Raw genomic sequence first — 25,080 nt, forward strand, 5'->3', positions numbered from 1 at the left:
CGACGGCGCCTTGGGGCACACCGGCTGGGTGCGTGAAGGCGCCGAGGGTTCTATAAACTCGGCATGATTTATTCATGAACTTTTGTAGATTGCGTGAGTCGAACGTTCATGGAAAAAGAAGATGCACGCAAGCAGTCGCGGGAAGTGCTGCATGAACGGCGCAAGCAGGTCATTCGCTTGCATCGAAAAGGTGTTGGCGTGATGCAGATCGTTGAGCAAACCGGGCTCAGTTGGTCTGGGGTTAACACTGCACTGCGCCTGTTCGAGCAAGGCGGTGCGGCCGCACTCAAGCCCCACGCCAGGGGAAAGAAACCAGGTAGTGGACGCAGCCTGAGCACTAAGCAAGAGCGCGTGATTCGAATGACCATCATCGACAAACGCCCAGAGCAGATCAAGATGGAGTTCGCGCTTTGGAGTCGGCCCGCAGTGCGCGAACTCATTGAACGCGACCTGGGGATCAAGCTGTCTGTGCGGGCGGTGGGCGACTATCTGGCACGCTGGGGTTTTACACCGCAAAAGCCGATCAAGAAAGCCTACGAGCAGCGGCCCGAGGCCGTCCAGGCCTGGCTCGAAGATGAATACCCCACCATTGAGGCCAGAGCCAAGCGTGAAGGCGCAGAAATTCATTGGGGTGACGAAACAGCGCTGGTCAACACGGATGTGCGTGGCAGAAGTTACGCACCTGCGGGCCAAACACCAGTGACGCGCGCAGTCGGCGGAACGCGGCAAAAGCTCTCCATGATTGCCACCGTCACCAACCAGGGCAAAACGCGCTGGATGATCATTGACGAGGCGTTCAATTCAGACAGGCTGATCGAGTTCATGCAGGCCTTGATCAAGGAGTCGCAGGGCAAGAAGATATTCCTGATTCTGGACAACCTGAGGGTGCACCACAGCAAGCCAGTCAAGGAGTGGGCGACACAGCACAAACAGGACATTGAATTGTTCTACCTGCCCAGCTACAGCCCTGAGCTCAACCCAGAGGAGCGGCTGAACGCAGATTTGAAGCATGCGATTGGCAGCAAGGTTCCGGTGCGAACCAAGGCCAAGCTGCGCGCAGCGGCGACTGAACACATGACGATGTTGGAGAACACACCAGAGCGGGTCAAGAAGTACTTTGGTGACAAGCATGTCGCCTATGCGGCCTCATGAATAATCCCCGCCGGATCAATAAGACCCCGTTCCAAACCAGTTCTCAGAAAAGCGCTGGCTGGGTTTCGGGGCCCGAGTTGGCGGTGACCAGCGATGCGGGGCGGCGCAACGCCTCCACCACTTCCACGCGGTTGCGCCCCCGGTCCTTGGCTTCGTACAAAGCCCGGTCGGCGGCAGAGATCAGCATGTCCCAATGGTCGCCGGGCTGCAGTCGCCCGCCGTATACGCCAATGCTCACTGTCACGGGAATGGGTTGGCCTTCGTGCTCCAGGTGCACTGCCTGCACGGCTTCGCACAATTGCTGTGCCAGCAGGTAGCCGCCCCTGGCCGTGGTGTCGGGCAGCAGCACCATGAACTCCTCACCGCCGTAGCGGCCCACCAGGTCTTGTGACCGCACCCGCTCGCGCAGCACCTCCACCACGCTGCAGAGCACCTTGTCGCCCACCGGGTGGCCGTAGCGGTCGTTCACGTTCTTGAAGTGATCGATGTCCACCATCATCAACGCCATGGGTTCATGGGTGCGGATGGAGCGGGCCACATCGCGGTCCAGCGCTGCGATCACCGCGCGCCGGTTGGCCACGCCAGTGAGTGAATCCACGGCGGCCAAGCGGCGGTTGTCTTCATCTGCCCGGTCGCGGGCCATGAAGACAAACCCCATCGAAGCGACCAGCACCACCGCAAAAGTGCTCATGAAGGTGAGGGTTTGTACGGCGCTGGACTGCATCAGCTCCGCGCCCACCCAGGAACTGATCCCTACCAGGCCTATGCGCAGCGCAAACACCAGTGTCTGAAAACTGAGTGCCCCCACCACCAGCCATGCGCCGCGCCCGCCCGTGGTCTTCCAGCGGGTGATCAGACAGCTCAGCAGCCACAGGTTCATGGAGCTCAGCAGCAGCCCGGCCACCACCACGCGCGCGGCGTAACTGTCTGCCAGCAAGGCCATGCAGCCAGCCATTAACAGCGGCAGCGCCACTGCGGCGGTGCGCGGCAGCCTGCGCCCCTGGAACTGCAACACGGCCGCCAGCAGGGACAGGTACACCCCCATCAGCAAGGTGTTGCCCAGGACGATGGAGAAGATGTCAGGGATGGTGCCGCGCAATGCAAACAGCAAATGCGCCACCGCATTGAACAGCAGCCCCAGCGCCCACCACTGCACCCCATCGTGGCGCCGCTCCGCGCCCACCACGGCCATGCCACCGGCCGTCGTCAGGGACGACAGGATGATCATCGCCAGCATCGTGGGAACGTGTGCGAAAGCCAGGGCCATGGAAGGGGCAGATCAATGAATGTGCGTTGGAGAGTGGGTGCCCCAAACAAGCCCGCTGCGTGCGGGCTTGTCCGGCGCATTCCAGCGTAGACATGCTGGCACGAAATCAGCGTGCAGGGCAATAAGAAGTTGCGCTAAGAGCTACTGTTTTGATAGCGCCTGGCGCTGCGCTGTCAGGTGTTTTCAAAGCGGAACACGGCCGTGCCTGCCCGTGCATTGGGCAGCCAGCGCACTTCGCGCCCGTCCTGCAGCCCGAAGGAGTCGAGGATGCGCAGGCGGTTTTTGTGTGCCAGCACTTCAAAATCCTTGTACGTGCCCACGCGGATGTTGGGCGTGTCGTACCACTGGTAGGGCAGGCGGCGCGTGACGGGCATGCGCCCTTGCAGGATGGACAGCCGGTTGGGCCAGTGCGCAAAGTTGGGGAAGGCCACCACGCCGGTGCGGCCCACACGGGCGGTTTCGCGCAGCATGACCTCGGCATTGCGCAGGTGCTGCAGCGTGTCGATCTGCAGCACCACGTCAAAGCTGTTGTCGCCAAACATGGCCAAGCCTTCGTCCAGGTTGAGCTGGATCACATCGACCCCGCGCTGCACGCAGGCCAGCACGTTGGCGTCGTCAATCTCCACGCCGTAGCCGGTGCAGCCGCGCTCGCGCTGCAGGTACGACAGCATGGCCCCGTTGCCGCAGCCCAGGTCCAGCACGCGCGAGCCGTGGGGCACCAGGCGCGCCAAGGCTTCCATGGTGGATTGTTCGCTCATGCAAACTCCTTTGCAATGCTATCGAAATAAGAGCGCATCACGCTCATGTAGCGGGCGTCATCGAGCAAAAAGGCATCGTGCCCGTGGGGGGCGTCGATCTCGGCATAGCTCACGCGACGGCGGTTGTCGAGCAGGGCCTTGACGATCTCGCGGCTGCGCTGGGGCGAGAAGCGCCAGTCGGTGGAGAAGCTCACCAGCAAGAATTTGGCCTGTGCACGCGCCAGCGCCAGGGTGAGGTTGTTGGCGTGCTCACGGGCCGGGTCAAAGTAGTCGAGCGCCCGGGTGATCAGCAGGTAGGTGTTGGCGTCGAAGTACTCGCTGAACTTGTCGCCCTGGTAGCGCAGGTAGCTTTCGATCTGGAACTCGATGTCCTGCGTGCTGTATTTCAGGTCCATACCTTCGCGCAGCTGGCGGCCAAACTTCTCGTTCATCACGTCGTCGCTCAGGTACGTGATGTGCCCAATCATGCGGGCAATGCGCAGGCCGCGCTTCGGGATCACTCCGTGGCGGTAGAAATGGCCGCCGTGGAAGTCCGGGTCCGTGACGATGGCGCGGCGGGCTACCTCGTTGAAGGCAATGTTCTCGGCCGTGAGGTTGGGCGCACTGGCCACCACCACGGCGTGGCGCATGCGCTCGGGGTACTGCAGCGTCCACGAAAGTGCCTGCATGCCGCCGAGGCTGCCACCCAGCACGGCGGCGAGCTGCTGTATGCCCAGGCGGTCAAGCAGGCGGGCCTGGGCGTTGACCCAGTCTTCCACCGTCACCACCGGAAAGTCAGCGCCGTAGATTTCGCCTGTGTCAGGGTGCGTGTGCATGGGGCCCGTGGAGCCGAAGCACGAGCCGAGGTTGTTGACGCCAATGACGAAAAAGCGGTTCGTGTCCACCGGTTTGCCGGGGCCAATCATGTTGTCCCACCAGCCCTCGCTCTTGGGCTGGCCCTCGTACACGCCCGCGACGTGGTGCGAGGCATTGAGGGCATGGCACACCAGCACGGCGTTGGACTTGTCGGCATTGAGCGTGCCGTAGGTCTCGAAGGCCAGGTGGTAGTCACGGATGGACGCTCCGCTTTGCAGCGTGAGGGCCTCCGGAAAGTGCATGGACTGGGGCGTGGCAATGAACGACATAAAAAAACCCGACATCGCTAAAAACGAGGCCGGGCAGGTATGTCGGACGGGTCTTTAGCAGGATTTATAAAGCGCCCGCAAGCTGTGGCAAATCGGCGCGTTCGGCAAATATACCAAAAGCGCGCCGGTTTGACTGGCCTGTGTGCCTGCCATCACCCCGACTGGATCAAGTTGCGGGCGCAAAAATGGCCAGCAGGCCCAGCACCAGGAAGATCACTGCCGAGATCAGATGCACCGCGCGAATGGGCACCTTGCGTGTGATCTTGTCGCCCAACCACACCACCGGTGCATTGGCAATCATCATGCCCAGCGTGGTGCCGGCCACCACCCACAGGTAGGCGTTGTACTGTGCGGCGAGCATGACGGTGGCAATCTGGGTCTTGTCTCCCATCTCTGCCAGGAAGAACGCCACCAGCGTGGTGCCGAACACGCCCCAGCGGGGCTTGCCATCGGCATCGCCTTCGTCGAGCTTGTCGGGGATCAGCATCCACACCGCCATGGCGATGAACGAGGCGCCCAGAATCCAGCGCAACATCTGCGGGCCGATGAAGGTCGTGACCCAGGCTCCCACCGCGCCAGCCAGTCCATGGTTGACCAGCGTGGCCACCAAAATACCCAGAACAATCGGCCAGGGTTTGCGGAAACGGGCGGCCAATACCAATGCGAGCAGCTGGGTTTTATCGCCCATCTCGGCCAAGGCGACGATGGCGGTTGAAACAAAAAAGGCTTCCATGGTGCAATGCCGCTCAGTTAAGTCTGAGCGGCATTTTTTTGACGGGATACTGGGTCTTGGTCATACGAACCTCACGCGGATACCGCCTGTGGGATCTGCGAGGCGGCAGCACGAAGCGGCGGATGTTCTTTCTCATGGCCGCAAGCTTGGCCGGGATGGCCCCAGGGGTGTGTGATCCTGAACTCCACAGCCACTCATCCACGATGTAGCGCAGCGCCGTGATGAAGCTGATGCGACAGGGCTGCACTTTGGCCTCGTCTGCGATGCGCGTGATCTCCAAGCGGATCAGGTTGTACATCAACAAGGTTGCCCACAGCTCTTGCTTGACCCCATCGGGTTGCTGGCTGCGCAACGTCATCGCCTGGCCCAGCATGTCCGTCTTCATCTCTCCATAGGCCAGCTCAATCTCCCAGCGTTCGTGGTACAGCGCGAACACCTCCTCGGCCTTGTAGCGTGCCGGATCCATCAGGGACGTGAACAAGGTTCTGGGTTTGCCATCGAGTTCACGGGTGATGGCGCGCACCTCCCACGTGAGCGGCAAGCCGGGGTCTTTCTTGCGAGCTTGGGGCGAGACCTTCATGCGCAAGCTCACATCGCCAGGGCCATGCGTTTGCACCACCTCGCCCCTGAGTCCGGCACGCGCAGGGATCAGCCAGTGACGTCCCTGGCGGTGTTGCAGCGGCCACAGCAGACTTGCCGAGTAAAACCCTTTGTCCACAATCACCAGCGAGTCAGGCGGCAACTTCGGCCACAAGCGTTCAGCCAATGCGTACTCACTGGTGTCGTAGGCATCCAGGCTGGCATCTACCAATAAACGAGCTCTGGCATCGAGCAAGCAGGCCATGCGCACCAGGGGGAAGGGACTTTGGTGGTCTGCGTGGTTGCGCTGGCAACCAAAGTGCTGGCGGTTGTCTTGTGTGTCGGGGGTACGCCAGACCACGCCATCCAATGCGTACAGCGCCAAGCCTTGCCAGCGGTGGCGAGCGGCCTGCTGGTGCGCCCAATGGGCAGCAGTGTGGCGAAACAGCCATTGCAGGGGCTCACTGCCCAGCCGTTGGCGCGCCTGGCTCAGCGCGCTGGAGCTGATGGGTTCATTGTGCTGCCCAGGCAGTGCCAGCTCCAGTACCTCGGCCACGTTCACGATGGAGCGGTCTCTAAGCAAGGCCACACCCAATACCAGCCAAAGTGCCTGCTCCATGGGCAGTCGCCGCTTGCGCAGCGTGGCTACACCCGTCATCTGCAAGGCCTGTTCAATCCACTGCTGGGGTATGTTGCTTTGAACGACACCCCATTGTTCGGGGCTCGCAAACTCATGGGTATCGTTCAGGTACTCTTGCAGCAGCATTGGCTATCGCTTGACCTCTATGGCCAAAGCTCAATTGATCAAGCCTGCACTGTACAAACAACAAAGACCCCGAAGGGCCTTTGCTTAACTTACTGGCATTGCTTCCATGGTGGGGTTTTTCAATCCGGCCGGATTGGTTGAGACGCGCATTGACTGCACCCCGACTCCGGCCATTGGATCGGCATGCAGTCAATGGTCTCGCCCAGCATTCAAGCCGCATACGCCATAGGTTTTCAAGAAACCCAAGTGTGTTGACGCATGCCCCGGCGCATTGCACTACCGGCGGGCTACTCCCCAAAGACCCCGGCATTTTAACGCACGCAATGCCTATTTACCCCTAGCTTAAAAAAACACGGTTGAGAAATAAAAAACCACCAATCACCATAAAGTGATTGATAATGGATTCGCCTTTAAGCCGAGCATTGCAACGCGCGAAGGCACCGAAGTAAGCGGTGATTGGTCAGTTTCGCGTCTTTGAAGTCGTCACAGGTTTGTTGATTGCGTCGGGCTCCATCGCGTTTTCATGTTTTTTCAGGAGTCCCTCATGGGCAACAAACTTTACGTGGGCAACCTGCCCTATTCCTTCCGCGACCAAGACCTGGAGCAGACTTTCAGCCAGTTCGGCTCGGTTGGCAGCGCCAAGGTCATGATGGAGCGTGATACCGGCCGCTCCAAGGGTTTCGGTTTTGTCGAAATGGGCAGCGATGCCGAAGCACAAGCTGCCATCCAAGGCGTGCATGGCCAAAACTTCGGCGGCCGTGATCTGGTCGTGAACGAAGCCCGTCCTATGGAACCACGTCCTCCCCGTAGCGGTGGCTTCGGCGGCGGCAACGGTGGTGGCGGCTACGGCGGCGGTGGTCGCAGCGGTGGCGGCGGCTACGGCGGCGGTGGTGGCGGCTACGGCGGCGGCCGCGGCGGTTACTAAGCACTCGCATGCAAGGCAGACAGTGTCTGCCTTCGCACAATCAAAGGAGCCTCAGGGCTCCTTTTTTTGTTGTCTGAGACTTTGCCGCCACACTTGCTTTTTCCGGGGAAGTTCCTTGCTTTTTTTTTAAATTTGTGGCGCATAATGCCAGCGCGGGTTTTTCTCGTCCAAGGTTTGCGGTGATCCGTCAGTTTCGCGCTGAGAGCGTCATTGAGATTAGCTGGCTGCGTTTTCGGGACTCCATCGCTTTATTTATGTGTTTTTGAGGAGTCCCTCGATGGGCAACAAACTGTACGTCGGCAACCTGCCTTACTCGGTGCGCGACAACGATCTGGAACAGGCTTTTGGCCAGTTCGGTGCCGTGACCAGCGCCAAGGTCATGATGGAGCGCGACACCGGCCGTTCCAAAGGCTTCGGCTTTGTGGAAATGGCCAGCGATGCCGAAGCGCAAGCTGCCATCAACGGCATGAATGGTCAGCCCCTGGGCGGCCGCAGCATCGTCGTGAACGAAGCCCGTCCCATGGAACCCCGTCCCCCACGCACTGGCGGCTTCGGCGGCGGCGGTGGTGGTTTTGGCGGTGGCCGCAGCGGTGGCGGCGGCTACGGTGGTGGCCGTGAAGGCGGCGGTGGTGGTTACGGCGGTGGCCGTGGTGAAGGTGGCGGCTACGGTGGTGGCCGCGAAGGCGGCGGTGGGGGTTACGGCGGTGGCGGCGGCCGCGGCGATGGCGGCTACGGCGGTGGCCGTGGTGACGGTGGCTTCCGCAGCCCCTACGGCTCCGGCCCACGCAACGGCGGTCGCAATGGCGGCGGCGGTTACGGTGGTGGCAACGGCGGTGGCTACTGATCCTCGCCCGGCGCTTCTGCGCTAAAGCAACAAGCCCCTTCGGGGGCTTTTTTGTTGTCTGAACCTGTGGGGGCCCTCGCCCGCAGGGGGTGGCAAGCCCTCAAATGAAGGCGTCGTTCACTGCCCAGCTTCGGTCTGTCGGCGTTTGCGTGGCCTGCCGGCCAGCAGTTTGTCGAAGAGGGCATTGGGCAGCGCACGCAGCAATTTGGCGACGACTCCCATTTGCCAGGGGATGACGCGGTAGCTGACACCGGCGGCAATCGCTTGGTAGGCGCGCTCGGCGAAGTCCTCGGGTTGCATCAGGAAGGGCATGCTGTAACGGTTGGACCGGGTCAGCGGCGTGTCGATGTAGCCCGGCGAGAGGGTGACCACGCGCACGCCGAATGGGCGCATTTCACCGCGCAGGCTCTCACAGTAGCTGATCACCGCAGCCTTGCTGGCGCAGTAGGCGCCGTGGCCGGGCAGCCCGCGAATGCCTGCCACGCTGGCGATGCCCACCAGGGTGCCGCTGTGGCGCTCGGTCATGCCTTGAGCGAAGGGGTGAAAGGTGGCTGCCAGCCCCAGGTTGTTGGTGGCGAAGGTGCGGGCCATGACGTCCAGGTCTTCCCGCACGGCGGTGTCCATGCCCACGCTGATGCCTGCGTTGGCGATCACCACATCGGGCAGGCCCTGGCGCGCGATGCATTCGGCGCCTGCCGCCACGATGCTGTCTACCACAGCCACGTCTGCACTATAAATTTCGTAGCTGCTGGCGCTTATCTGGTGGGCGTCAGCCCATGATTTGACTTCAGAGGTGCGCCGGGCCGCCAGTGCCAGCCGGTAACCTGCCTGGTGAAAGCGCAGGGCCAATGCCTGCCCGATTCCGCTGGAAGCGCCAGTGATGAAGACGAGGGGCTGGGTCATGGCGGCAAAGGCTGGGCGCGGGCGCAGCAGTTATTTGGCGGGTGTGGGCATCAGCACGCCGCGCACACGCCCATTGAGTTGCAGCACCTGGTCGAGGTTGTCGTATTCCATGGTGTCTGCGGTGAAGCGGTCGTTGCCGCGCGTGAGTTGCACGGGGCGGTTGGACCGCACCTTTTCTTCCTGGGTGAAGGCGTGCAGGAATTCGCCCCGGAACTCCAGCCGGGGCTGGGCAGACGCACTGCCACCCGCTGGTGTGGGCTCGCGCGTGACCACGGCGTTGCCGAAAAGCTGAACCTCGGAGCCATCGCCGTTGCTCAAGGCGCGGTCAGCGCGGGCGACGGTGAGGCGGCCGTTGGGCGCCACCGAGCGCATGCGGGCCTGGTCAATCTCCAGCGTGTCGTTGCCGGGGTAATGGCGGGCGGTTTCGCCCATCACCTCGCTTTGCAGGCGGCCCGTGGCGTCAAAACTCTTCACCGCAAAGTTTTTCATCGAATAGTCGGGCTGGTCGGGTGCAGCCGCAGACTGCGACGCGGCCAGTGGCGCGGGGGCGTTGCGCACCAGCCACCAGGTTCCCAGCGCGAGCAGGCCCATCAGCAGCACAGGCAGGTACAGCGACAGGCGTTCCCAACCTTGTTGAGCCCAGCGCATCATGCGGCGTACCCTGAAAGCAGGCCTGCATAGGCCCCGGTGGCCACCAGCAGCAAATCGCAGAATTCGCGCGCTGCGCCTTCACCGCCGCGCGCCTGGGTGGTGTAGTGCGCGCAGTGGCGCACTTCGATGTGGGCGTTGTGCGGGGCGCACGCCAGGGCGCTGCGGCGCATCACCGGCAGGTCGGGCCAGTCGTCGCCCATGGCGGCGGCCTGGCTCCAGTTCAGGCCCAGCGTGGCCAGCACCTGCTCTGCGGCCGGGCGCTTGTCTTCGGTGCCGAACACGGCATGTTCCACGCCCAGCGCCTTCAGGCGCACGCGCAGCGGAGCAGAGTCACGCCCGGTGATCACAGCGGGCGTGATGCCAGCCTTTTGCAGCAGCTTGATGCCGTGGCCGTCCAGCGTGTGGAAGCGCTTGAGCGTTTCGCCACTTTCACTGAACAGCAGGCCGCCATCCGTCAGCACGCCGTCCACGTCGAAAAAGGCCACGCGCACGGGCTGCGCACGCAGGAGCAGTTCGGGGTCGAAATTCAGAACAGGCTGGGTCATGTCAGGGAGCCATGGAGATACAGGCACGGGCCAGGCCAGCGCACCCGTGGAGCCGGCTTTGCCGGGCCACCGGGTGCGTCCACCCTTGGGGGGAAGGCGCGCAGAGACTCAGGGGGGTCATATGACTTTTGCCCGCATCAGGTCGCCAATGTGGACCACGCCAGTCAGCACGCCTGCGGCATCCACCACCAGCACGCTGGTGATGCCGTGGGCTTCCATCAGTTCGGCGGCATCTACGGCCAGTGCGTCGGGGGCGATGCGGCGGGGTGAGGGGTGCATGACCTGGGCCGCCGTGGCGGTGCGCAGGTCTGCACCGGCTTCGATGCGCCGGCGCAGGTCGCCGTCGGTGAAGATGCCTTGAATGTGGCCCGCAGCGTCCACGATGGCGGAGCAGCCCAGGCCCTTGGCGCTCATTTCGCGCATCAGGTCGCTGAAGCTGGCTTCGGGGCCCACGCGGGGCACCTGATCGCCACTGCGCATCACGTCGCTCACATGGGTGAGCAGTTTGCGGCCCAGCGAGCCGCCGGGGTGCGAGCGGGCAAAGTCTTCGGGGCGGAAGCCCCTCGCGTCGAGCAGGGCCACGGCCAGTGCGTCGCCCATGGCCAGTTGGGCGGTGGTGCTGGCGGTGGGGGCCAGGTTCAGCGGGCAGGCTTCGCGCTCCACGCTGCAGTCCAGCACCAGGTCGGCATGCTTGGCCAGGGTGGACTGCAGACCGCCGGTCAGCGCAATCAGGGGGGCGCCCAGGCGCTTGAGCACGGGCAGGATGGCGGTGAGTTCACCGCTTTCGCCGCTGTTGGAGATGGCCAGCACCACATCGGCGCCAGTGACCATGCCCAGATCGCCGTGGCTGGCCTCTGCGGGGTGCACAAAGAATGCGGGGGTGCCGGTGGACGCCAGGGTGGCGGCGATCTTGCGGCCCACATGGCCGCTCTTGCCCATGCCCATCACCACCAGGCGGCCGGTGGTGGCCAGCACCATCTGCACGGCCTGGGCAAAGCGCTCGTCCACGCGGGCCGCCAGGCCCGTGAGCGCGGCGGCTTCGATTTCAAAGGTCTCGCGCGCCAGGCGCAAGGCTTGCGCCGTGTCAAAAGGAAGGGGCGTGGAGGGGCTGACAGTCATGGCAGGATTCTATCGACCGGGGCCGCTGGCGGCCTCTTGCCGGGCCTTTCGGCCGTCTTGCTGGCAGCGTAGGTGCGATCTGCGCTGCCCAGCGCCCCTTTGCCGCAGCGGCAGGCGCGCAAACTTGTAACGCTCGGATAGCATCGCTGTATGTCCTCACTTGCTTTGACTTTGCTTTATTTGCTGGCCGCAGTGCTGGGCGTGGTTACCTGTCGCAGTCTCAAGTTGCCACCCATGCTGGGCTATCTGGCCGCGGGCGTGCTGATCGGCCCCCACGCCTTGGCGCTGGCGCAAAACTCCGAGGGCGTGCGCCACCTGGGCGAATTTGGGGTGGTGTTTTTGATGTTTGCCATCGGGCTGGAATTCAGCCTGCCCAAGCTGCTGGCCATGCGCAAGCAGGTGTTTGGCCTGGGGCTGATGCAGGTGCTGGTGACCATGGCCGTGGTGACGGTGGGTGGCGTGGCGTTGTCGCACTGGGTGGGCGGCATTTGGGACATGGGCTGGCAGACGGCGCTGGCCCTGTCAGGCGTGCTGGCCATGAGCAGCACCGCCATCGTGGTCAAGCTGATGGCCGAGCGCGCTGAGCTGGAAAGCGAGCACGGCCGCCGCGTGATGGGCATCCTGCTGTTCCAGGATTTGGCCGTGGTGCCGCTGCTGATCTTGATACCTGCCCTGGGCTCTGCGTCGGAGCAGTTGCTGCCCGCACTGGGCTGGGCGCTCATCAAGGCCGTGGTTCTGGTGGGGCTGTTGCTCACGGGCGGGCAGCGCTTCATGCGCTGGTGGCTGACCCTGGTGGCCCGCCGCAAGAGCGAAGAGCTGTTCATGCTGAACCTGCTGCTCATCACCCTGGGCCTGGCCTGGCTGACCGAACTGGCGGGCCTGAGCTTGGCGCTGGGCGCGTTCATTGCCGGCGTGCTGGTGTCAGAAACCGAATACCGCCACCAGGTGGGCACGGACATTCGCCCCTTCCACGATGTGCTGCTGGGGTTGTTCTTCATCACCATCGGCATGATGCTGGACTGGCACATTCTGGTGGACCGCTGGGCGCTGGTGCTGGCGCTGCTGGCGGTGCCGCTGCTGGTCAAGGCGGTCATCATTCTGGTGCTGGCGCGGCTGATGGGGGCCACCACGGGCGTGGCGCTGCGCTCGGGTCTGTTCCTGGCGCAGGCGGGCGAGTTTGGCTTTGTGCTGCTGTCACTCACGCAGGACCATGGGCTGGTGCAGCCGGCGCTGATGAACCCCATCCTCGCGGCCATGGTGCTGTCGATGCTGGCCACGCCCTTCCTCATCATGTACAGCAACCGCATCGTGATGAAGCTGGTGGCCAGCGACTGGATGCAGCAGTCGCTGCAGATGACCACTATTGCGCGCAAGACCATCAACACCAGCAAGCACGTCATCATTTGCGGCTACGGCCGCTGCGGCCAGAACCTGGCGCGCATGCTGGAGCGCGAAGGCATTCCCTACATGGCGCTAGACCTGGACCCCGACCGGGTGCGCCAGGCTGCAGCTGCAGGCGATTCGGTGGTGTATGGCGATGCCACCCGCCTGCAAGCCCTGATGGCGGCCGGCCTGGTGCGCGCCAGTGCCGTGGTGGTGACCTACATCGACGTGCCCGCCGCCCTCAAGGTGCTGGCCAACACCCGTTCGCACGCGCCGCAAGTGCCCGTGGTGGTGCGCACGCAGGACGACGCCCACCTCGACAAGCTGCAGGACGCTGGCGCCACCGAAGTGGTGCCCGAGGCCATTGAAGGGTCCCTGATGCTGGCCAGCCACGCGCTGGCGCTGGTGGGCGTGCCCATGCGGCGTGTGCTGCGCGTGGTGCAGGACCAGCGCGATGCCCGCTACAACATGCTGCGCGGGTACTTCCATGGGGCGGATGACGACACCCCGAACGAACGCGACCAGGAGCGCATGAGCACCGTGAGCCTGCCTCCGGGAGCCAGGGCATTGGGCAGCCCGCTGGGCGATCTGGCCTTGACAGCGGTGGGGGTGCGCGTGGTCAACCTGCGACGCGCCAATGGTCACCAAGCTGCGGCAGCAGACGACGCCGTGCTGCAAGAGGGCGACACCCTGGTGCTGTCGGGCCACCCGACTGCCTTGGCGTTGGCCGAAGACAAGCTGCTGCGCGGCTAGCACGGCTCGCCCGCCCCGGCGCTGCCTGCCAGCGGGGGGGCGGAGATTTGGATGAAATTGGCCTGTAGCGCTTATGCAGTAAGCGCAAGCAGCTATGATTTTAATAGCGACTAAAGCTGATCTGCTGGCACCGGCCTGCCAAACAGGTAGCCCTGAAACTGGTGGCAGCCGTTGCGCAGCAAGAACTCGCGCTGGCCTTCGGTTTCCACCCCTTCGGCCACCACATCCAGCCCCAGGCTCTGGGCCAGGGTGACGATGGTGCAGGCGATGGCGGCGTCGTTCGGGTCGGTGAGCACGTCGCGCACAAAGCTCTGGTCGATCTTGAGCTGATCGAGCGGCAGCCGCTTGAGGTAGCTCAGCGACGAGTAGCCGGTACCAAAGTCGTCCAGCGAGAAGCCCACGCCCTGCTCGCGCAGGGCGCGCATCTTGGCAATGCCGTCTTCCACGTCCTGCAGCAGCAGGCTTTCCGTCAGCTCGATCTTGAGCTGGTGCGCGTTGGCGCCGCTTTCCCGCAGCGCGTCCAACACCCGCTTCACGAAATCGGGGTGGCGAAACTCCTGTGCGCTGACGTTCACGGCCACTGTCCAGTCGCAAGTGTCCGGCTGCTGGCTCCACTGCGCCAGCTGGGTGCAGGCCATGCGCAGCACCTGCTGGCCCAGCGGCAGGATCAGGCCCGTTTGTTCGGCCAGCGGAATGAATTCGCCCGGCGACACCATGCCGCGCTGGGGGTGGTGCCAGCGCACCAGGGCTTCCACGCCCATGCGGTGGCCGGCGGCGTTCACCACGGGCTGGTAGTGCAACAGAAACTCGTTGCGCTCAATGCCCAGACGGATATCGCCTTCCATGGCCGAGCGTGCCGATGCCGCCGCCTGCATGGCCGGGTCAAAAAAGCACAAGGTGTTGCGGCCCTGGGCTTTGGCCTGGTACATGGCCAAATCCGCGCGCTTGAGCAGTTCATGCACCGACTGGTCCTGGTTGCGAAACAGCGTGATGCCGATGCTGGGCGTGCTGTACAGCACGGCGTCCTCCAGCGTGTAGGGCCGGCTCAGCTCCTGCAGCACTTTTTGCGCGACCAGTTCGGCTTCTCCCGCCGCTTCGGCGGGCCCCGGCTGCAGCCCTTGCAGAACCAGCACAAATTCGTCGCCGCCCAGGCGGGCCACCGTGTCGCTGGCCCGCACACTGGCGGTGATGCGCTGGGCCACCAGGGTCAGCAGCCGGTCACCCCATTCGTGACCCAGGGTGTCGTTGATGCCCTTGAAGTTGTCCAGGTCCAGAAACAGCAAGGCCCCGTGAGTGCCTTCGCGGGCACTTTGGGTGACGGCGCGCTCCAGGCGATCCATCAGCAGGCGCCGGTTGGGCAGCCCGGTAAGCTCGTCGTAGAACGCCAGGCGCTGGATCTCGGCTTCGGCCCGCTTTTGCGCCGTGATGTCGCGCCCGATGCCCCGGTAGCCCGCAAACTGGCCTTGCTTGTCAAAGATGGGCTCTCCGCTGACGGACACCCACATCCACTCGCCAGAGGGCTTGCGGCGCTGGATCTCAAAGTTGTGGAACACCTCGTGGGCCTGCAGCTGGGCACGGTGTTCCCGCCATAGCTTGTCATCCACAAAGGTGTTGTCCAGCTCCCAGAGGGTGCGGCCGTAGAAGGAGTCGTCCTGGATGCCCACCTGGTTGCTGGAGCGCCCGTCCAGCCGCACAAAGCGCAGTTGCTCGTCCTGCTCCCAATACCAGTCGGAGGACAGGTGAGTCAGGCTGCGCCAGCGCGCTTCACTTTGGCGCAGGGCCTCCAGGGTGCCCACGTAATCGGTCACGTCGGTGAACGTGCGTACCAGGCCGCCGTCGGGCATGGTGCGGGTGCGCACTTCCAGGGACCGCCCCTTGCTCGTGCGGCGCACATAGGTGTCGGGCACCGTCTGGCCGCGCCCTTTCACCGCGTAGTCGGCTTGCACGTAGGCCCGCGCGCCGGCTTCTATCAGCTCAAAGCCCTGGCCAAAGTCGCCACGCTCGGTTTGAAAGCGCACGATGTCTTCATGCGTGGGCTCGGTGGCCATGAACTCGCGGGGCAGCTCCAGCAGTTCCAGGTAGCGCTGGTTGAACACGCGGATCTTGCCGTCGGCATCCACCTTCACGATGCCCTGCGGGACGCTGGCCAGCGTGGCTTCCAGGGCGTTGGTTTTTTCACCCAGCAGCGCGCTGGTGCGCACCAGCTGGGCGTCCACCTGGCGCCGGTCTTCTTCCGCCCGGCGCGCCATTTCCAGCTGGCCCACGGTGCTGAGCAGCGGCTGCAGGAACTGGATGTCCGCACTGCCGTAGCCGCTGTGGCTGTTGGCCAGCACCACCACCGCCACCAGCTCCTGCGCGGCATGAATGGGCAGCGCCATGCAAGCCCCCAGCGGCGGCAGTCCGGCGGGCAGCGGCTGGCAACTGGCGTCGGCGTCTTTCAGAATCAAGGGCTGTTCGTGTTTCAGCACCTGCCCGACCAGTGGGGTGGTGTTGTCAAAAACCCGTGCCTCCTGAAGGCGGCGCACGGTCTGCATGCGCGTGGCCTCATCCCGGCGGATGTCCGTCATGGCGTGCAAGTGCAGCGTGGGCGAGCCACCGGGCGTGTGCTGTACGTGGCCCACCATGCCAAAGCTGCTGCGGGTCAGCTCCATCAGCTCGTCGAGCAGGGCATCGAAAGCAGCTTCGGGCTTGGCACTGGCAATGAACACCGCCTGCGCCCGCGAGATGGCCTGTAGCAAGCGGTGCTGGCGGGTGAGCATGGCCTCGGCGGACCGCCGCGCGCGGGCGCTGGTACTGCGTTCCAGCACGGCCTCAATCTGCGCAGGCAGCGCCAGCAGGTAGTTGGAATCGGGGTCTTGCACCGCAAAGTCGGCAAACCCATGGCGCATGGCATGTGCCGCATGGCCTTCCAGCCCCGGCCGCACCAGCACCAGGGCGGGAATGCCCTGCAGCACCTCCAGCACATCAAAGGCGGTGCCGTCTTGAAGCTGGTGACGGCAGATCACGATGTCCACGCCGCCCTGGCGCACACGCTGCAGCCCCGCCTCCACGCTGGTGGCCACATCCACCTGCCAGCCCAGCCAGGGGTCGGCCAAGGCCGATACCACCACCTGCGCATGGGAGGCGTTGTTGTCAATGAGAAGGACGCAGATAGGCATGGCGATACAAGGTTACCGACCCAACTGCAAGAGCCGTACCCGGTCGCATGCCGCAGCCGTTACCGAAGGGGGCCAGGGACAGGGCCCGGGGTACAAGTACGTTGGCTTCATTGCAGTTCTGTGCGTGCGGGGGCGAACCAGAGTGGCTCGCTTGCCATTGTGCAGAGAAGTCGCCCAAGGCGCACACAATTTGGAACAATATCGGGCTTGGCGTTGTTCTACTGTGCAGTGTGCGCGGGGCAGCGCCGCCTGGGAACCCGTGTTTTCGCGCCCCCAGGGCTTTTCCCCCTGTGGGGGCTTCGCCCCTTTGGGGTGTTTTTTTTGCCGCAATGCGCTTGCTTCAGGCGCGCGGCCTCATGCCATGCAGTCGTTCAGCGTCAACCAATACCTTCGTCAACACATCCGCACCGTGCCCGACTGGCCCGCGCCCGGTGTGCAGTTCCGAGACATCACGCCCCTGCTGCAGGACCCCAAGGTGTTCCGCGTGCTGATCGACGCCTTTGTGCACCGCTACATGGACAAGGCCCTGCGCCCCGACGTGGTGGCCGGGCTGGATGCGCGTGGCTTCATTCTGGGCGCCGTGGTGGCCTATGAGCTGAACGTGGGCTTTGTGCCCATCCGCAAAAAGGGCAAGCTGCCCTTCACCACCGTGGAAGAGACCTACGAGCTGGAATACGGCAGCGCCACCGTGGAGCTGCACACCGATGCCGTGAAACCCGGCGACCGCGTGCTGCTGATTGACGACCTGATCGCCACCGGCGGCACCATGATGGCCGGGCGCCGCCTGCTGGAAAAGCTGGGCGCCACCGTCACCGAGGGCGCGGCGATTGTCGATCTGCCCGAGCTGGGGGGCTCGGCCCGGCTGAAAGAGTCTGGCTTGCCGCTGTTTACGTTGGTGGACTTTGCCGGTCATTGATGCTTGCTACCGCGTGCATCTAGCCGCCTTCGGGCGGCTTTTTCGTTTATTGCGCGCGAATACCATTTTTGCAAAACCCTGCGTTTTGACTTTGATGGTAAGAATTCGTAGACTTTCCCCGTGTTTCACTACCTGCCACGCAGGTGTTCAACCCTTGAGTGAAGTGCCGCCGGGAGTCGTGCTTGCGACTCTGTATTGCCAACGCATTGGCAATGGCAGCACCCGGAGCGGGCATGCGTCCGCTCCACCCATGTCGAGCGAGCTGGTCTCGCGCAGCGGCCCGTCCGCTACTCGACCCTTGCGCACGTCTGCCGCGTGCCATCCGGGTCGGTCTCTGTAAATCCCACGTTTTTCGTGCCGTTGGGCGCGCCGCATGGCGCTGCCAGGCTGCTGCATCGCCAAAGCGTGGGCTTGTCGCCCTTCTCGGACCTTGCGCTCGTGCGGGGCGGCTTGTGTCGTTCAACCGGGAGGAGGAAGTCCATGGCAAAACAAATTGTGATTGACCACGTGTTCAAGGTCTTTGGAGACGATCCACAAGAGGCCCTGGCGCTGGTTCGCCAAGGCCTGAGCAAGCAGGAGGTCCTGGCCCGCACGGGGCAGTCCATCGGGGTGTTTGACGCCCACCTGTCGATCGAGGCGGGCGAGATTTTTGTGGTCATGGGGCTGTCGGGCTCTGGCAAATCCACCCTGGTGCGGCTGCTGAATTTGCTGATTGAGCCCAGCGCCGGCCGCATCCTGGTGGACGGGGTGGACATCGCTCAGCTGCCCGACGCGCAACTGCGAGCGCTGCGCCGCAAAGACATCAGCATGGTGTTCCAGTCGTTTGCCCTGATGCCCCACATGACGGTGCTGGACAACACGGCCCTGGGCCTGGAGCTGGCGGGCGTGGATCCCGCCCAGCGCCAGGCACAAGCGGCCCAGGCGCTGGAGCAGGTGGGCCTGGCCGGGTGGGGCGACAGCTACCCGGACGAACTCTCCGGCGGGATGCAGCAGCGCGTGGGGCTGGCCAGGGCGCTGGCATCGGACCCCTCGATCCTGCTGATGGATGAAGCGTTTTCGGCGCTGGACCCCATCATCCGCACCGAAATGCAGTCGGAGCTGCTGCGCCTGCAAAAGGTGCGGCGGCGCACCATCGTCTTCATCTCGCACGACCTGGACGAGGCCATGCGCATCGGCGACCGCATCGCCATCATGAAAGACGGGCAGGTGGTGCAAGTGGGTACGCCCGACGACATTCTGCGCAACCCCGCCAACGACTATGTGCGCAGTTTCATCCGCGGTGTGGACGCGGCTGCCGTGTTCAAGGCTTCCGACATCGCCCGAAAGCCCCTCACCGTGGTGGCCGAGCATGCTGACCGGGGCTCGCGCGCGGCGTTGAAGATGCTGCAGGACCAAGACCGCGAATACGCGTATGTGGTCAGCCCCGCGCAGCAGTTCCTGGGGGTGGTGTCGGCAGAGTCCTTGCGCTCGGCATTGGCAGGGCACCAGGGGCCATTGGGCCTGGCACATGCCTACCTGCCAGCGGTGCAGCCCATCGTGGCGGACGAACCCGTCAGCGAGCTGTTTGGCCGCGTCGCCAGTGCGCCCTTCGCGATGCCCGTGGTGCAGCCGGACGGCCGCTTTGGTGGCGCCATCAGCAAGACCACCTTGCTCAAGTTTCTGGACCGGGACACCCCGCCGGTGCCGCCTTCGCAGCCTGCATTGGCATCAGCGCAGATGCACTGATCTGCCCCAAGCCGCCCTGCCATTCCAGAATTTGAAAGACCCTGAACCATGTCCGATCTGACCGTTGAAAAGAATCCTTACGACGCGCCCCCCTCTCAAACGCCCATGACCGCAGAGGCCGCGCTGCCGCAACCCGGCCAGGCGGCCCAGGCGGCAGACAACCCGTGGGCCACCCCCGATACCGCCAGCACGGCCGCGCCTGACAACCCTTGGGGCGACACCGTCGCCACCCCGGATGCCGGGGGCGACTGGATGGGGGCCGCCCCCACCGCACCCCTGGACGCGACCACGGGCGTGGACGGCGCCGACCCTGGGTTTGCGCTGCACCAGCTGTGGGACGGCAGCTTGCCGGTGGAGTCCTGGATCAACCAGGGGCTGGACTGGGTGGTGACGAATTTCCGTCCTTTCTTCCAAGCGGTGCGAGGGCCCATCGATGGCGTGCTCACCCAGATGGAGGGCTTGCTGCAAAGCGTGCCGCCGCTGTGGATGGTGGCCATTTTGAGTCTGCTGGCCTGGCAGTGCGCGGGCCGTGGTGTGGCCATCGGTGCCGCAGTGTCCTTGCTGCTGGTGGCCATGCTGGGCATCTGGCCCGAGGCCATGGTCACGCTCTCTCTGGTGCTGACCTCGCTGGCGTTTTGTCTGGCCATCGGTTTGCCGCTGGGCATCCTGCTGGCGCGCAGCGACCGCGCGCAGCGCTGGATGCGCCCGTTCCTGGACGCCATGCAAACCACGCCCGCCTTTGTCTATCTGGTCCCTGTCGTGATGCTGTTTGGCATCGGCAATGTGCCGGGGGTGGTGGTCACCATCGTGTTCGCGCTGCCTCCGCTGGTGCGGCTGACCAACCTGGGCATTCGCCAGGTGCGCCCCGACCTGATTGAAGCGGCCCGCGCCTATGGCGCTTCGCCCTGGCAAATGCTGGTCAAGGTGCAGCTGCCGCTGGCCATGCCTTCCATCATGGCGGGCATCAACCAGTCGCTGATGCTGTCGTTGTCCATGGTGGTCATCGCTTCCATGATCGCCGTGGGTGGCTTGGGTCAGATGGTGCTGCGCGGCATCGGGCGCCTGGACATGGGGCTGGCCACGGTGGGCGGCCTGGGCATTGTGTTGCTGGCCATCACCCTCGACCGCGTTACCCAGGCCATGGGCCAGGCACGCCGTGGCACGCGCCACTGGTGGCAAGCCGGCCCGGTGGGCCTGGTGGTCAGGCTGTTGGCAAGCCTGCGCGCAGCGCCTGCCGAGCGCGTGGCACATGCGCCAGCAGACACCGCAGGCAGCGCCCCGCTGCCCGCTGCCCACGCTACGGCCTGACGCGAGCGCGTCCACCTGCACATCTATCTGCGCGTTCCCCGCGCTCATCTTTTGATCGTTGCGAACCCGCTGTGGTGGCGGGCGCGCAGGTCTATTGCATTCAAACCACTGTGAAGGAGCACATTCATGCACAACCCAAACTTGATTTCAGGCGTTTCTCTGCGGGCGCGTCAGCACATCGCCAAGGCGCTGGCGGTCGGAGCGTTGTCGTTCGTGGCTGCCAGCGCCGTACAGGCCGATGCGACCTTGCCCGGCAAGGGCACCACCGTTCAGCCCATTCAAAGCTCGATTGCGGAAGAAGCGTTTCAGACCATTCTGGTCTCCAAGGCGTTGGAGAAGCTGGGCTACACCGTCAAAGCGCCTCAGGAAACCGAGTACGCCACCGGCCATCTGGCGCTGGCCAACGGCGACGCCACCTTCATGGCCACCCATTGGGACCCGCTGCACGCTGACTTCTATCGCAACGCGGGCGGCGACGACAAGCTGTGGCGGCAGGGCACCTATGTGCGCAATTCCTTGCAGGGCTACCTGATCGACAAGAAGACGGCCGACCAGTACAAGATCACCCACATCTCGCAACTGTCGGACCCGGCCTTGGCCAAGCTGTTTGACACCAATGGCGACGGCAAGGCCGACTTGACCGGTTGCAACCCCGGCTGGGGCTGCGAGCTGGTCATCGAGCACCAACTCACGGCCTATAAGCTGCGTGGCACCGTCACACACAACCAGGGCAGCTACGCCGCGCTGATTGCCGACACGATCGCGCGCTACAAGCAAGGCAAGCCCATCCTGTACTACACCTGGACGCCCTACTGGGTCAGCGGTGTGCTGCAGCCTGGCAAGGACGTGGTCTGGCTGCAGGTGCCGCACTCATCGCTGCCCGGCGAGCAGGCCAAGCTCAGCACCAAACTGCCAGACGGCAAGGACTTTGGCTTCACGGTCAACACCCAGCGTATTGTGGCCAACAAGGCGTTTGCGCAGAAGAACCCTGCGGCCGCCAAGCTCTTTGAGGTCATGCAACTGCCGGTGTCGGATGTCAATGCGCAGAACCTGCGCATGCGCGATGGCGAAAACAAGCCCCAAGACATCGAGCGCCATGTGAATGGCTGGATCAAAGCCCACCAAAAGACCTTTGATGGGTGGGTGGCGCAGGCGCTGGCGGCGGCGCGTTAACGCAGACGCAGTCAGGCGCCGCAGCGCGCCTGCTCGGCCAGCCGCTGCGTGAGCCAGCCTGCAAAGTCATCCCAGTGGGTGTGTGTCATGGTGGTGCTCCGCTGTGGTCAGGCGACCGCCGGGCCGGCTTGCGCCATCGGCGCGTTCTGTTTGCGTGCCCAGGCCTTCTCATGGAAGAAGAAGGCCACCGCCTGCACCGTGGGCTCCAGCAAGCTCAGGGTGAGCGACGCGAGCAAATTGCCCGTCACGGCGTAAGCCACCATGGCAGCCACGCAGATGTGGATGACGTAGTAGCTGGCCGTCTTCAAGAGCATGGTTTTGTTCTGATGGGCGATGCGGCGAATGTGGGACATGGCGGGCTCCTCAATCGGTGGTGGTGCCGGGTGAGCGGCTTGGGTTCAAATGGTAGGCATTCTCAATAGTAATAGCCAATCAAAAAGTTATAATCTGAAGATAGAAGCTATGTATGGGGCGTCTGGCCGCGTGGGCCTGCGCCTGCCATGTGCCCCTGTTCCCCCTTGGGAGGCAACACCTCTGTTGCTATGATGGTCGGCCTTACAACAGCGATCACGCAAGGGAGAAGACATGGCCCTGATGGACTTCATCAAGAAGCAGTTCATTGACGTCATCCAGTGGACGGAAGACAGCGACGGCACGCTGGCCTGGCGCTTCCCCATGGCGGGCATGGAAATCCAGAACGGCGGCACGCTGGTGGTGCGCGAGTCGCAAATGGCCGTGTTCGTGAATGAGGGCAAGGTGGCCGACGTGTTTGGCCCCGGCACCTACAAGCTCACCACGCAGACGCTGCCGGTACTGACCTATCTGAAGAACTGGGACAAGCTCTTCGAGTCCCCCTTCAAGAGCGACGTGTACTTCTTTAGCACGCGCCAGCAGATCGACCAGAAGTGGGGCACCCCTCAGCCCATCACCATCCGCGACAAAGACTTTGGTGCGGTGCGCCTGCGCGCCTTCGGCAACTACGCCTTCCGCATTGCCGACCCCAAGCTGTTCCACACCGAAATCTCCGGCACCCGCGAGTCCTACACCGTGGCCGAGGTGGACGGGCAGCTGCGCGGCCTGGTGCTGCAAAACATCAGCAACGCCATCGCCAGCAGCGGCCTGCCGTTCCTGGACCTGGCCGCCAACCAGATCGCCTTTGCCAACGCCCTGGCGCAAGAACTGCAACCGGCCTTTGCCAAGATCGGGCTGCTGCTCGAAGCCATGACGGTGCAAAACGTCTCGCTGCCCGAGGAGCTGCAAAAGATCCTCGACCAGAAGATCGGCATGGGCATGGTCGGCAACGACATGGGCAAGTTCATGCAGTACCAGACGGCGCAGGCCATTCCCAAGTTCGCCGAAGGCGCGGGCAATGGCGGCGGCGTGGCGGGTGATGCCATGGGCTTGGGCGCGGGCGTTGCCCTGGGCCAGGTGCTGGCGCAAAACCTGCAGCAAGGCCTGCAGGGCGGCGCTGCCCAGGCGGCCCCCGCTGCAGCGGCCCCGGTGGGCGTGCGGCCCGACGAAGTCATGGCAACGCTGGAGAAGCTGGCCGACCTCAAGGCCAAGGGCATCCTCACCCAGGAAGAGTTCGACACCAAGAAGGCAGAGCTGCTGAAGAAGCTGGTCTGACCGGATCTTGATTGCTATTGAATCAATAGCTACTAGCGCTTGATGCATAAGGGCTGGAGGCATATTTTGCCTTCAGCCCTTGTTCGCAAGTGAAGCCTTCTTGCCCACTGCCTTCCCATGGCCACAGACCCCACCCAGCGCGCCTACCGCGCACCCTGCCCCGGCTGTGGCGCGCCGGTGGAATTCAAAAGCGCCCAGTCCACCCATGCCGTGTGCGGCTACTGCCAAAGCACGGTGGTGCGCAGCGGCGACGTGCTCACGCGCCTGGGCAAGATGGCCGAGCTGTTCGACGACCACAGCCCGCTGCAGCTTTTTGCCAGTGGGCGCATCACCCTCGATGGCAAAGAGCAGCCCTTCACCCTGATCGGCCGCCTGCAGTTCAAAAGCGACGCAGGCGTGTGGACGGAGTGGGTGGCCTTTCTGGAAGACGGCAGCACCGCCAGCCTGGGGGAAGACAACGGCGCCTACGTCTTCACCCGCAAGATCGACCCCGGCCGCGAGCTGCCCGAAGCCAGCCGCTTTCGCCTGGGGGCCACCACCGCCATCAACGGCAAGAGCTACAGCGTTGCCTACAGCGGCAGTGCGCAACTGGTGTCGGCCCAGGGCGAACTGCCCCAACTGCCGCCGCTGGGCCAACCGTTTGACATGGTGGAGCTGCGCGGCGCCGATGGCGAGGTGCTCAGCATCGACTACGGCCATACCCCGCCCAGCGTGGAGCGGGGGCGCTCGGTGCTGCTGGAAGACCTCAAGCTGCAGGGCCTCAAAGACGAATCGGCCAAGGAAGAAAAAGGCCGGCAGTTCAACTGCCCGCATTGCGGCGCACCGGTGCAGGTGCAGCTGTCCACCACCAAAAGCCTCACCTGCGGCTCGTGCAACAGCCTGATTGATCTGAACAGCGGCGTGGGCGGCGAGTTGCGCGCCGCCGTGCAAGACGAGCCCGTGCAGCCCCTCATCCCCCTGGGCAGCAAGGGCCAGTTGCAGGGCGTGCACTGGCAGGTGGTGGGCTTCCAGCACCGCATGGGCGTGGAGCCTGGCGACGACGAGCACTTTGGCTGGAGCGAGTACCTGCTCTACAACCAGAAGCGTGGCTTTGCCTTCCTGGTCGATTCCGAAGAAGGCTGGAGCATGGTGCGCCCCACCACCGGCGCGCCCCAGCTCTCGTCCAACGGGCGCACCGCCACGTACATGGGCACCAAGTACGAGCTCAAATACAGCTACGAGGCCGAAACCACCTACGTGCTGGGCGAGTTCTACTGGCAGGTGAGCCGGGGGCAGAAGACCAGCAACCGCGACTTTGGCAGCAGCAAGGGCGTGCTCTCGCTGGAGCAAAGCGCCAACGAAATCACCTGGTCGTCGGGCGACAAGCTCAGCAGCGACACGGTGGCCAAGGCTTTCAAGCTCGATGACAAGAAAGACGTGCTGCAGCGCGACGACCCCGGCCCCTTCGTGGCCAAGTCGGGCATGGGCTGCGGCACCATCATCCTGATCGCAGTGGTCATCATCTTCCTGCTCATCATCCTCAGCCGCTGCTCCAGTTGCGACCCGCGGGTGGAGAACTGCTCGTCCAGTTCCAGCTACCGCAGCTCGGGTGGCTCGTACGGCGGCTACTCCTCGGGTGGCGGCCACAAGTGACATCGCAATGACATCGAAACAACCCGAATTTCACCGGAGA

Annotated in this window: 21 protein-coding genes and 1 riboswitch; of the genes, 10 read left to right on the forward strand and 11 right to left on the reverse strand. The window is 64.0% G+C overall.

Going from position 1 to position 25,080, the window contains the following annotated elements; genetic code table 11:
• Window positions 1-108: 108 nt before the first annotated feature.
• Window positions 109-1,152, forward strand: coding sequence for an IS630-like element ISStma10 family transposase (locus BDD18_RS09085; protein ID WP_142082827.1), 1,044 nt, complete (start codon window positions 109-111; stop codon window positions 1,150-1,152).
• Between the two features lie 43 nt (window positions 1,153-1,195).
• Here BDD18_RS09085 and BDD18_RS09090 read toward each other — a convergent pair whose 3' ends face one another.
• The 5 genes from BDD18_RS09090 to BDD18_RS09110 all read right to left on the reverse strand — a co-directional run bounded on the left by BDD18_RS09090 (window position 1,196) and on the right by BDD18_RS09110 (window position 6,379).
• Complete coding sequence (locus tag BDD18_RS09090) at window positions 1,196-2,419, reverse strand: GGDEF domain-containing protein (RefSeq protein ID WP_142082829.1); 1,224 nt, start codon at window positions 2,417-2,419, stop codon at window positions 1,196-1,198.
• A 173-nt stretch (window positions 2,420-2,592) separates the two neighbouring features.
• A complete protein-coding gene (gene metW, locus BDD18_RS09095; RefSeq protein WP_142082830.1) occupies window positions 2,593-3,177 on the reverse strand; it encodes a methionine biosynthesis protein MetW in 585 nt (194 codons plus the stop codon).
• Window positions 3,174-4,301 carry a homoserine O-succinyltransferase MetX gene (gene metX / locus BDD18_RS09100; RefSeq protein WP_142084010.1) on the reverse strand — a complete coding sequence of 376 codons (1,128 nt, stop codon included), beginning with the start codon at window positions 4,299-4,301 and terminating at the stop codon, window positions 3,174-3,176. The genes metW and metX overlap by 4 nt, the downstream gene beginning before the upstream one ends.
• Before the next feature lie 166 nt (window positions 4,302-4,467).
• Window positions 4,468-5,034, reverse strand: coding sequence for a TMEM165/GDT1 family protein (locus BDD18_RS09105; RefSeq protein ID WP_066694252.1), 567 nt, complete (start codon window positions 5,032-5,034; stop codon window positions 4,468-4,470).
• Between the two features lie 13 nt (window positions 5,035-5,047).
• A complete protein-coding gene (locus BDD18_RS09110) occupies window positions 5,048-6,379 on the reverse strand; it encodes an IS4 family transposase (RefSeq protein ID WP_125958944.1) in 1,332 nt (443 codons plus the stop codon).
• A gap of 126 nt (window positions 6,380-6,505) precedes the next feature.
• Window positions 6,506-6,687, reverse strand: a riboswitch (yybP-ykoY riboswitch).
• A 236-nt stretch (window positions 6,688-6,923) separates the two neighbouring features.
• Here BDD18_RS09110 and BDD18_RS09115 point away from each other — a divergent pair.
• Both BDD18_RS09115 and BDD18_RS09120 read left to right on the forward strand, forming a co-directional pair.
• Window positions 6,924-7,304, forward strand: a complete 381-nt coding sequence (locus BDD18_RS09115) for an RNA recognition motif domain-containing protein (protein WP_066783774.1) — start codon at window positions 6,924-6,926, stop codon at window positions 7,302-7,304.
• Between the two features lie 277 nt (window positions 7,305-7,581).
• Window positions 7,582-8,148: an RNA recognition motif domain-containing protein gene (locus tag BDD18_RS09120; protein ID WP_142082832.1), complete on the forward strand. Its 567-nt coding sequence runs from the start codon at window positions 7,582-7,584 to the stop codon at window positions 8,146-8,148.
• 117 nt (window positions 8,149-8,265) lie between these two features.
• Here the strand turns inward: BDD18_RS09120 and BDD18_RS09125 are convergent, their stop codons facing one another.
• The 4 genes from BDD18_RS09125 to BDD18_RS09140 form a co-directional block, all read right to left on the reverse strand.
• Window positions 8,266-9,051 carry an SDR family oxidoreductase gene (locus tag BDD18_RS09125; protein ID WP_142082834.1) on the reverse strand — a complete coding sequence of 262 codons (786 nt, stop codon included), beginning with the start codon at window positions 9,049-9,051 and terminating at the stop codon, window positions 8,266-8,268.
• Between the two features lie 30 nt (window positions 9,052-9,081).
• Window positions 9,082-9,702 (reverse strand): LPS export ABC transporter periplasmic protein LptC, encoded by a 621-nt coding sequence (gene lptC, locus BDD18_RS09130; RefSeq protein ID WP_066694649.1) that lies wholly within the window; start codon window positions 9,700-9,702, stop codon window positions 9,082-9,084.
• A complete protein-coding gene (locus BDD18_RS09135) occupies window positions 9,699-10,247 on the reverse strand; it encodes a KdsC family phosphatase (protein ID WP_066694647.1) in 549 nt (182 codons plus the stop codon). The genes lptC and BDD18_RS09135 overlap by 4 nt, the downstream gene beginning before the upstream one ends.
• 117 nt (window positions 10,248-10,364) lie before the next feature.
• Window positions 10,365-11,366 (reverse strand): KpsF/GutQ family sugar-phosphate isomerase, encoded by a 1,002-nt coding sequence (locus BDD18_RS09140; protein WP_142082836.1) that lies wholly within the window; start codon window positions 11,364-11,366, stop codon window positions 10,365-10,367.
• 150 nt (window positions 11,367-11,516) lie between these two features.
• Here BDD18_RS09140 and BDD18_RS09145 point away from each other — a divergent pair, with 150 nt between their 5' ends.
• Window positions 11,517-13,502 (forward strand): monovalent cation:proton antiporter family protein, encoded by a 1,986-nt coding sequence (locus BDD18_RS09145; protein ID WP_142082837.1) that lies wholly within the window; start codon window positions 11,517-11,519, stop codon window positions 13,500-13,502.
• A gap of 110 nt (window positions 13,503-13,612) precedes the next feature.
• Here the strand turns inward: BDD18_RS09145 and BDD18_RS09150 are convergent, their stop codons facing one another.
• Window positions 13,613-16,660 carry an EAL domain-containing protein gene (locus BDD18_RS09150; protein ID WP_142082839.1) on the reverse strand — a complete coding sequence of 1,016 codons (3,048 nt, stop codon included), beginning with the start codon at window positions 16,658-16,660 and terminating at the stop codon, window positions 13,613-13,615.
• Window positions 16,661-17,021: 361 nt separating this feature from the next.
• Between BDD18_RS09150 and BDD18_RS09155 the strand changes: the two genes are divergently transcribed.
• From BDD18_RS09155 to proX, 4 genes are all read left to right on the forward strand, one after another.
• Entirely contained in the window at window positions 17,022-17,576 is a 555-nt protein-coding gene (locus tag BDD18_RS09155) for an adenine phosphoribosyltransferase (RefSeq protein ID WP_066694640.1), read from the forward strand.
• Window positions 17,577-18,056: 480 nt separating this feature from the next.
• The gene (gene proV / locus BDD18_RS09160) at window positions 18,057-19,301 is read left to right on the forward strand and encodes a glycine betaine/L-proline ABC transporter ATP-binding protein ProV (RefSeq protein WP_142082840.1); all 1,245 of its coding nucleotides are present in this window, start codon (window positions 18,057-18,059) and stop codon (window positions 19,299-19,301) included.
• A gap of 48 nt (window positions 19,302-19,349) precedes the next feature.
• The gene (gene proW / locus BDD18_RS09165) at window positions 19,350-20,609 is read left to right on the forward strand and encodes a glycine betaine/L-proline ABC transporter permease ProW (RefSeq protein WP_420837314.1); all 1,260 of its coding nucleotides are present in this window, start codon (window positions 19,350-19,352) and stop codon (window positions 20,607-20,609) included.
• 126 nt (window positions 20,610-20,735) lie between these two features.
• On the forward strand, window positions 20,736-21,782 hold the full coding sequence (proX, locus tag BDD18_RS09170) for a glycine betaine/L-proline ABC transporter substrate-binding protein ProX (RefSeq protein ID WP_142082842.1): 1,047 nt from the start codon (window positions 20,736-20,738) through the stop codon (window positions 21,780-21,782).
• A 107-nt stretch (window positions 21,783-21,889) separates the two neighbouring features.
• Here proX and BDD18_RS09175 read toward each other — a convergent pair whose 3' ends face one another.
• The gene (locus BDD18_RS09175; RefSeq protein ID WP_044396176.1) at window positions 21,890-22,135 is read right to left on the reverse strand and encodes a DUF2061 domain-containing protein; all 246 of its coding nucleotides are present in this window, start codon (window positions 22,133-22,135) and stop codon (window positions 21,890-21,892) included.
• 232 nt (window positions 22,136-22,367) lie between these two features.
• On the opposite strand from BDD18_RS09175, the gene BDD18_RS09180 reads away from it, so the two are divergent.
• The gene (locus BDD18_RS09180) at window positions 22,368-23,408 is read left to right on the forward strand and encodes an SPFH domain-containing protein (RefSeq protein WP_142082844.1); all 1,041 of its coding nucleotides are present in this window, start codon (window positions 22,368-22,370) and stop codon (window positions 23,406-23,408) included.
• A gap of 117 nt (window positions 23,409-23,525) precedes the next feature.
• The gene (locus BDD18_RS09185) at window positions 23,526-25,040 is read left to right on the forward strand and encodes a DUF4178 domain-containing protein (protein ID WP_142082846.1); all 1,515 of its coding nucleotides are present in this window, start codon (window positions 23,526-23,528) and stop codon (window positions 25,038-25,040) included.
• The last annotated feature ends 40 nt before the right edge of the window (window positions 25,041-25,080 follow it).

This window comes from Acidovorax temperans (assembly GCF_006716905.1).
Taxonomy (GTDB): Bacteria; Pseudomonadota; Gammaproteobacteria; order Burkholderiales; family Burkholderiaceae_C; genus Acidovorax; species Acidovorax temperans.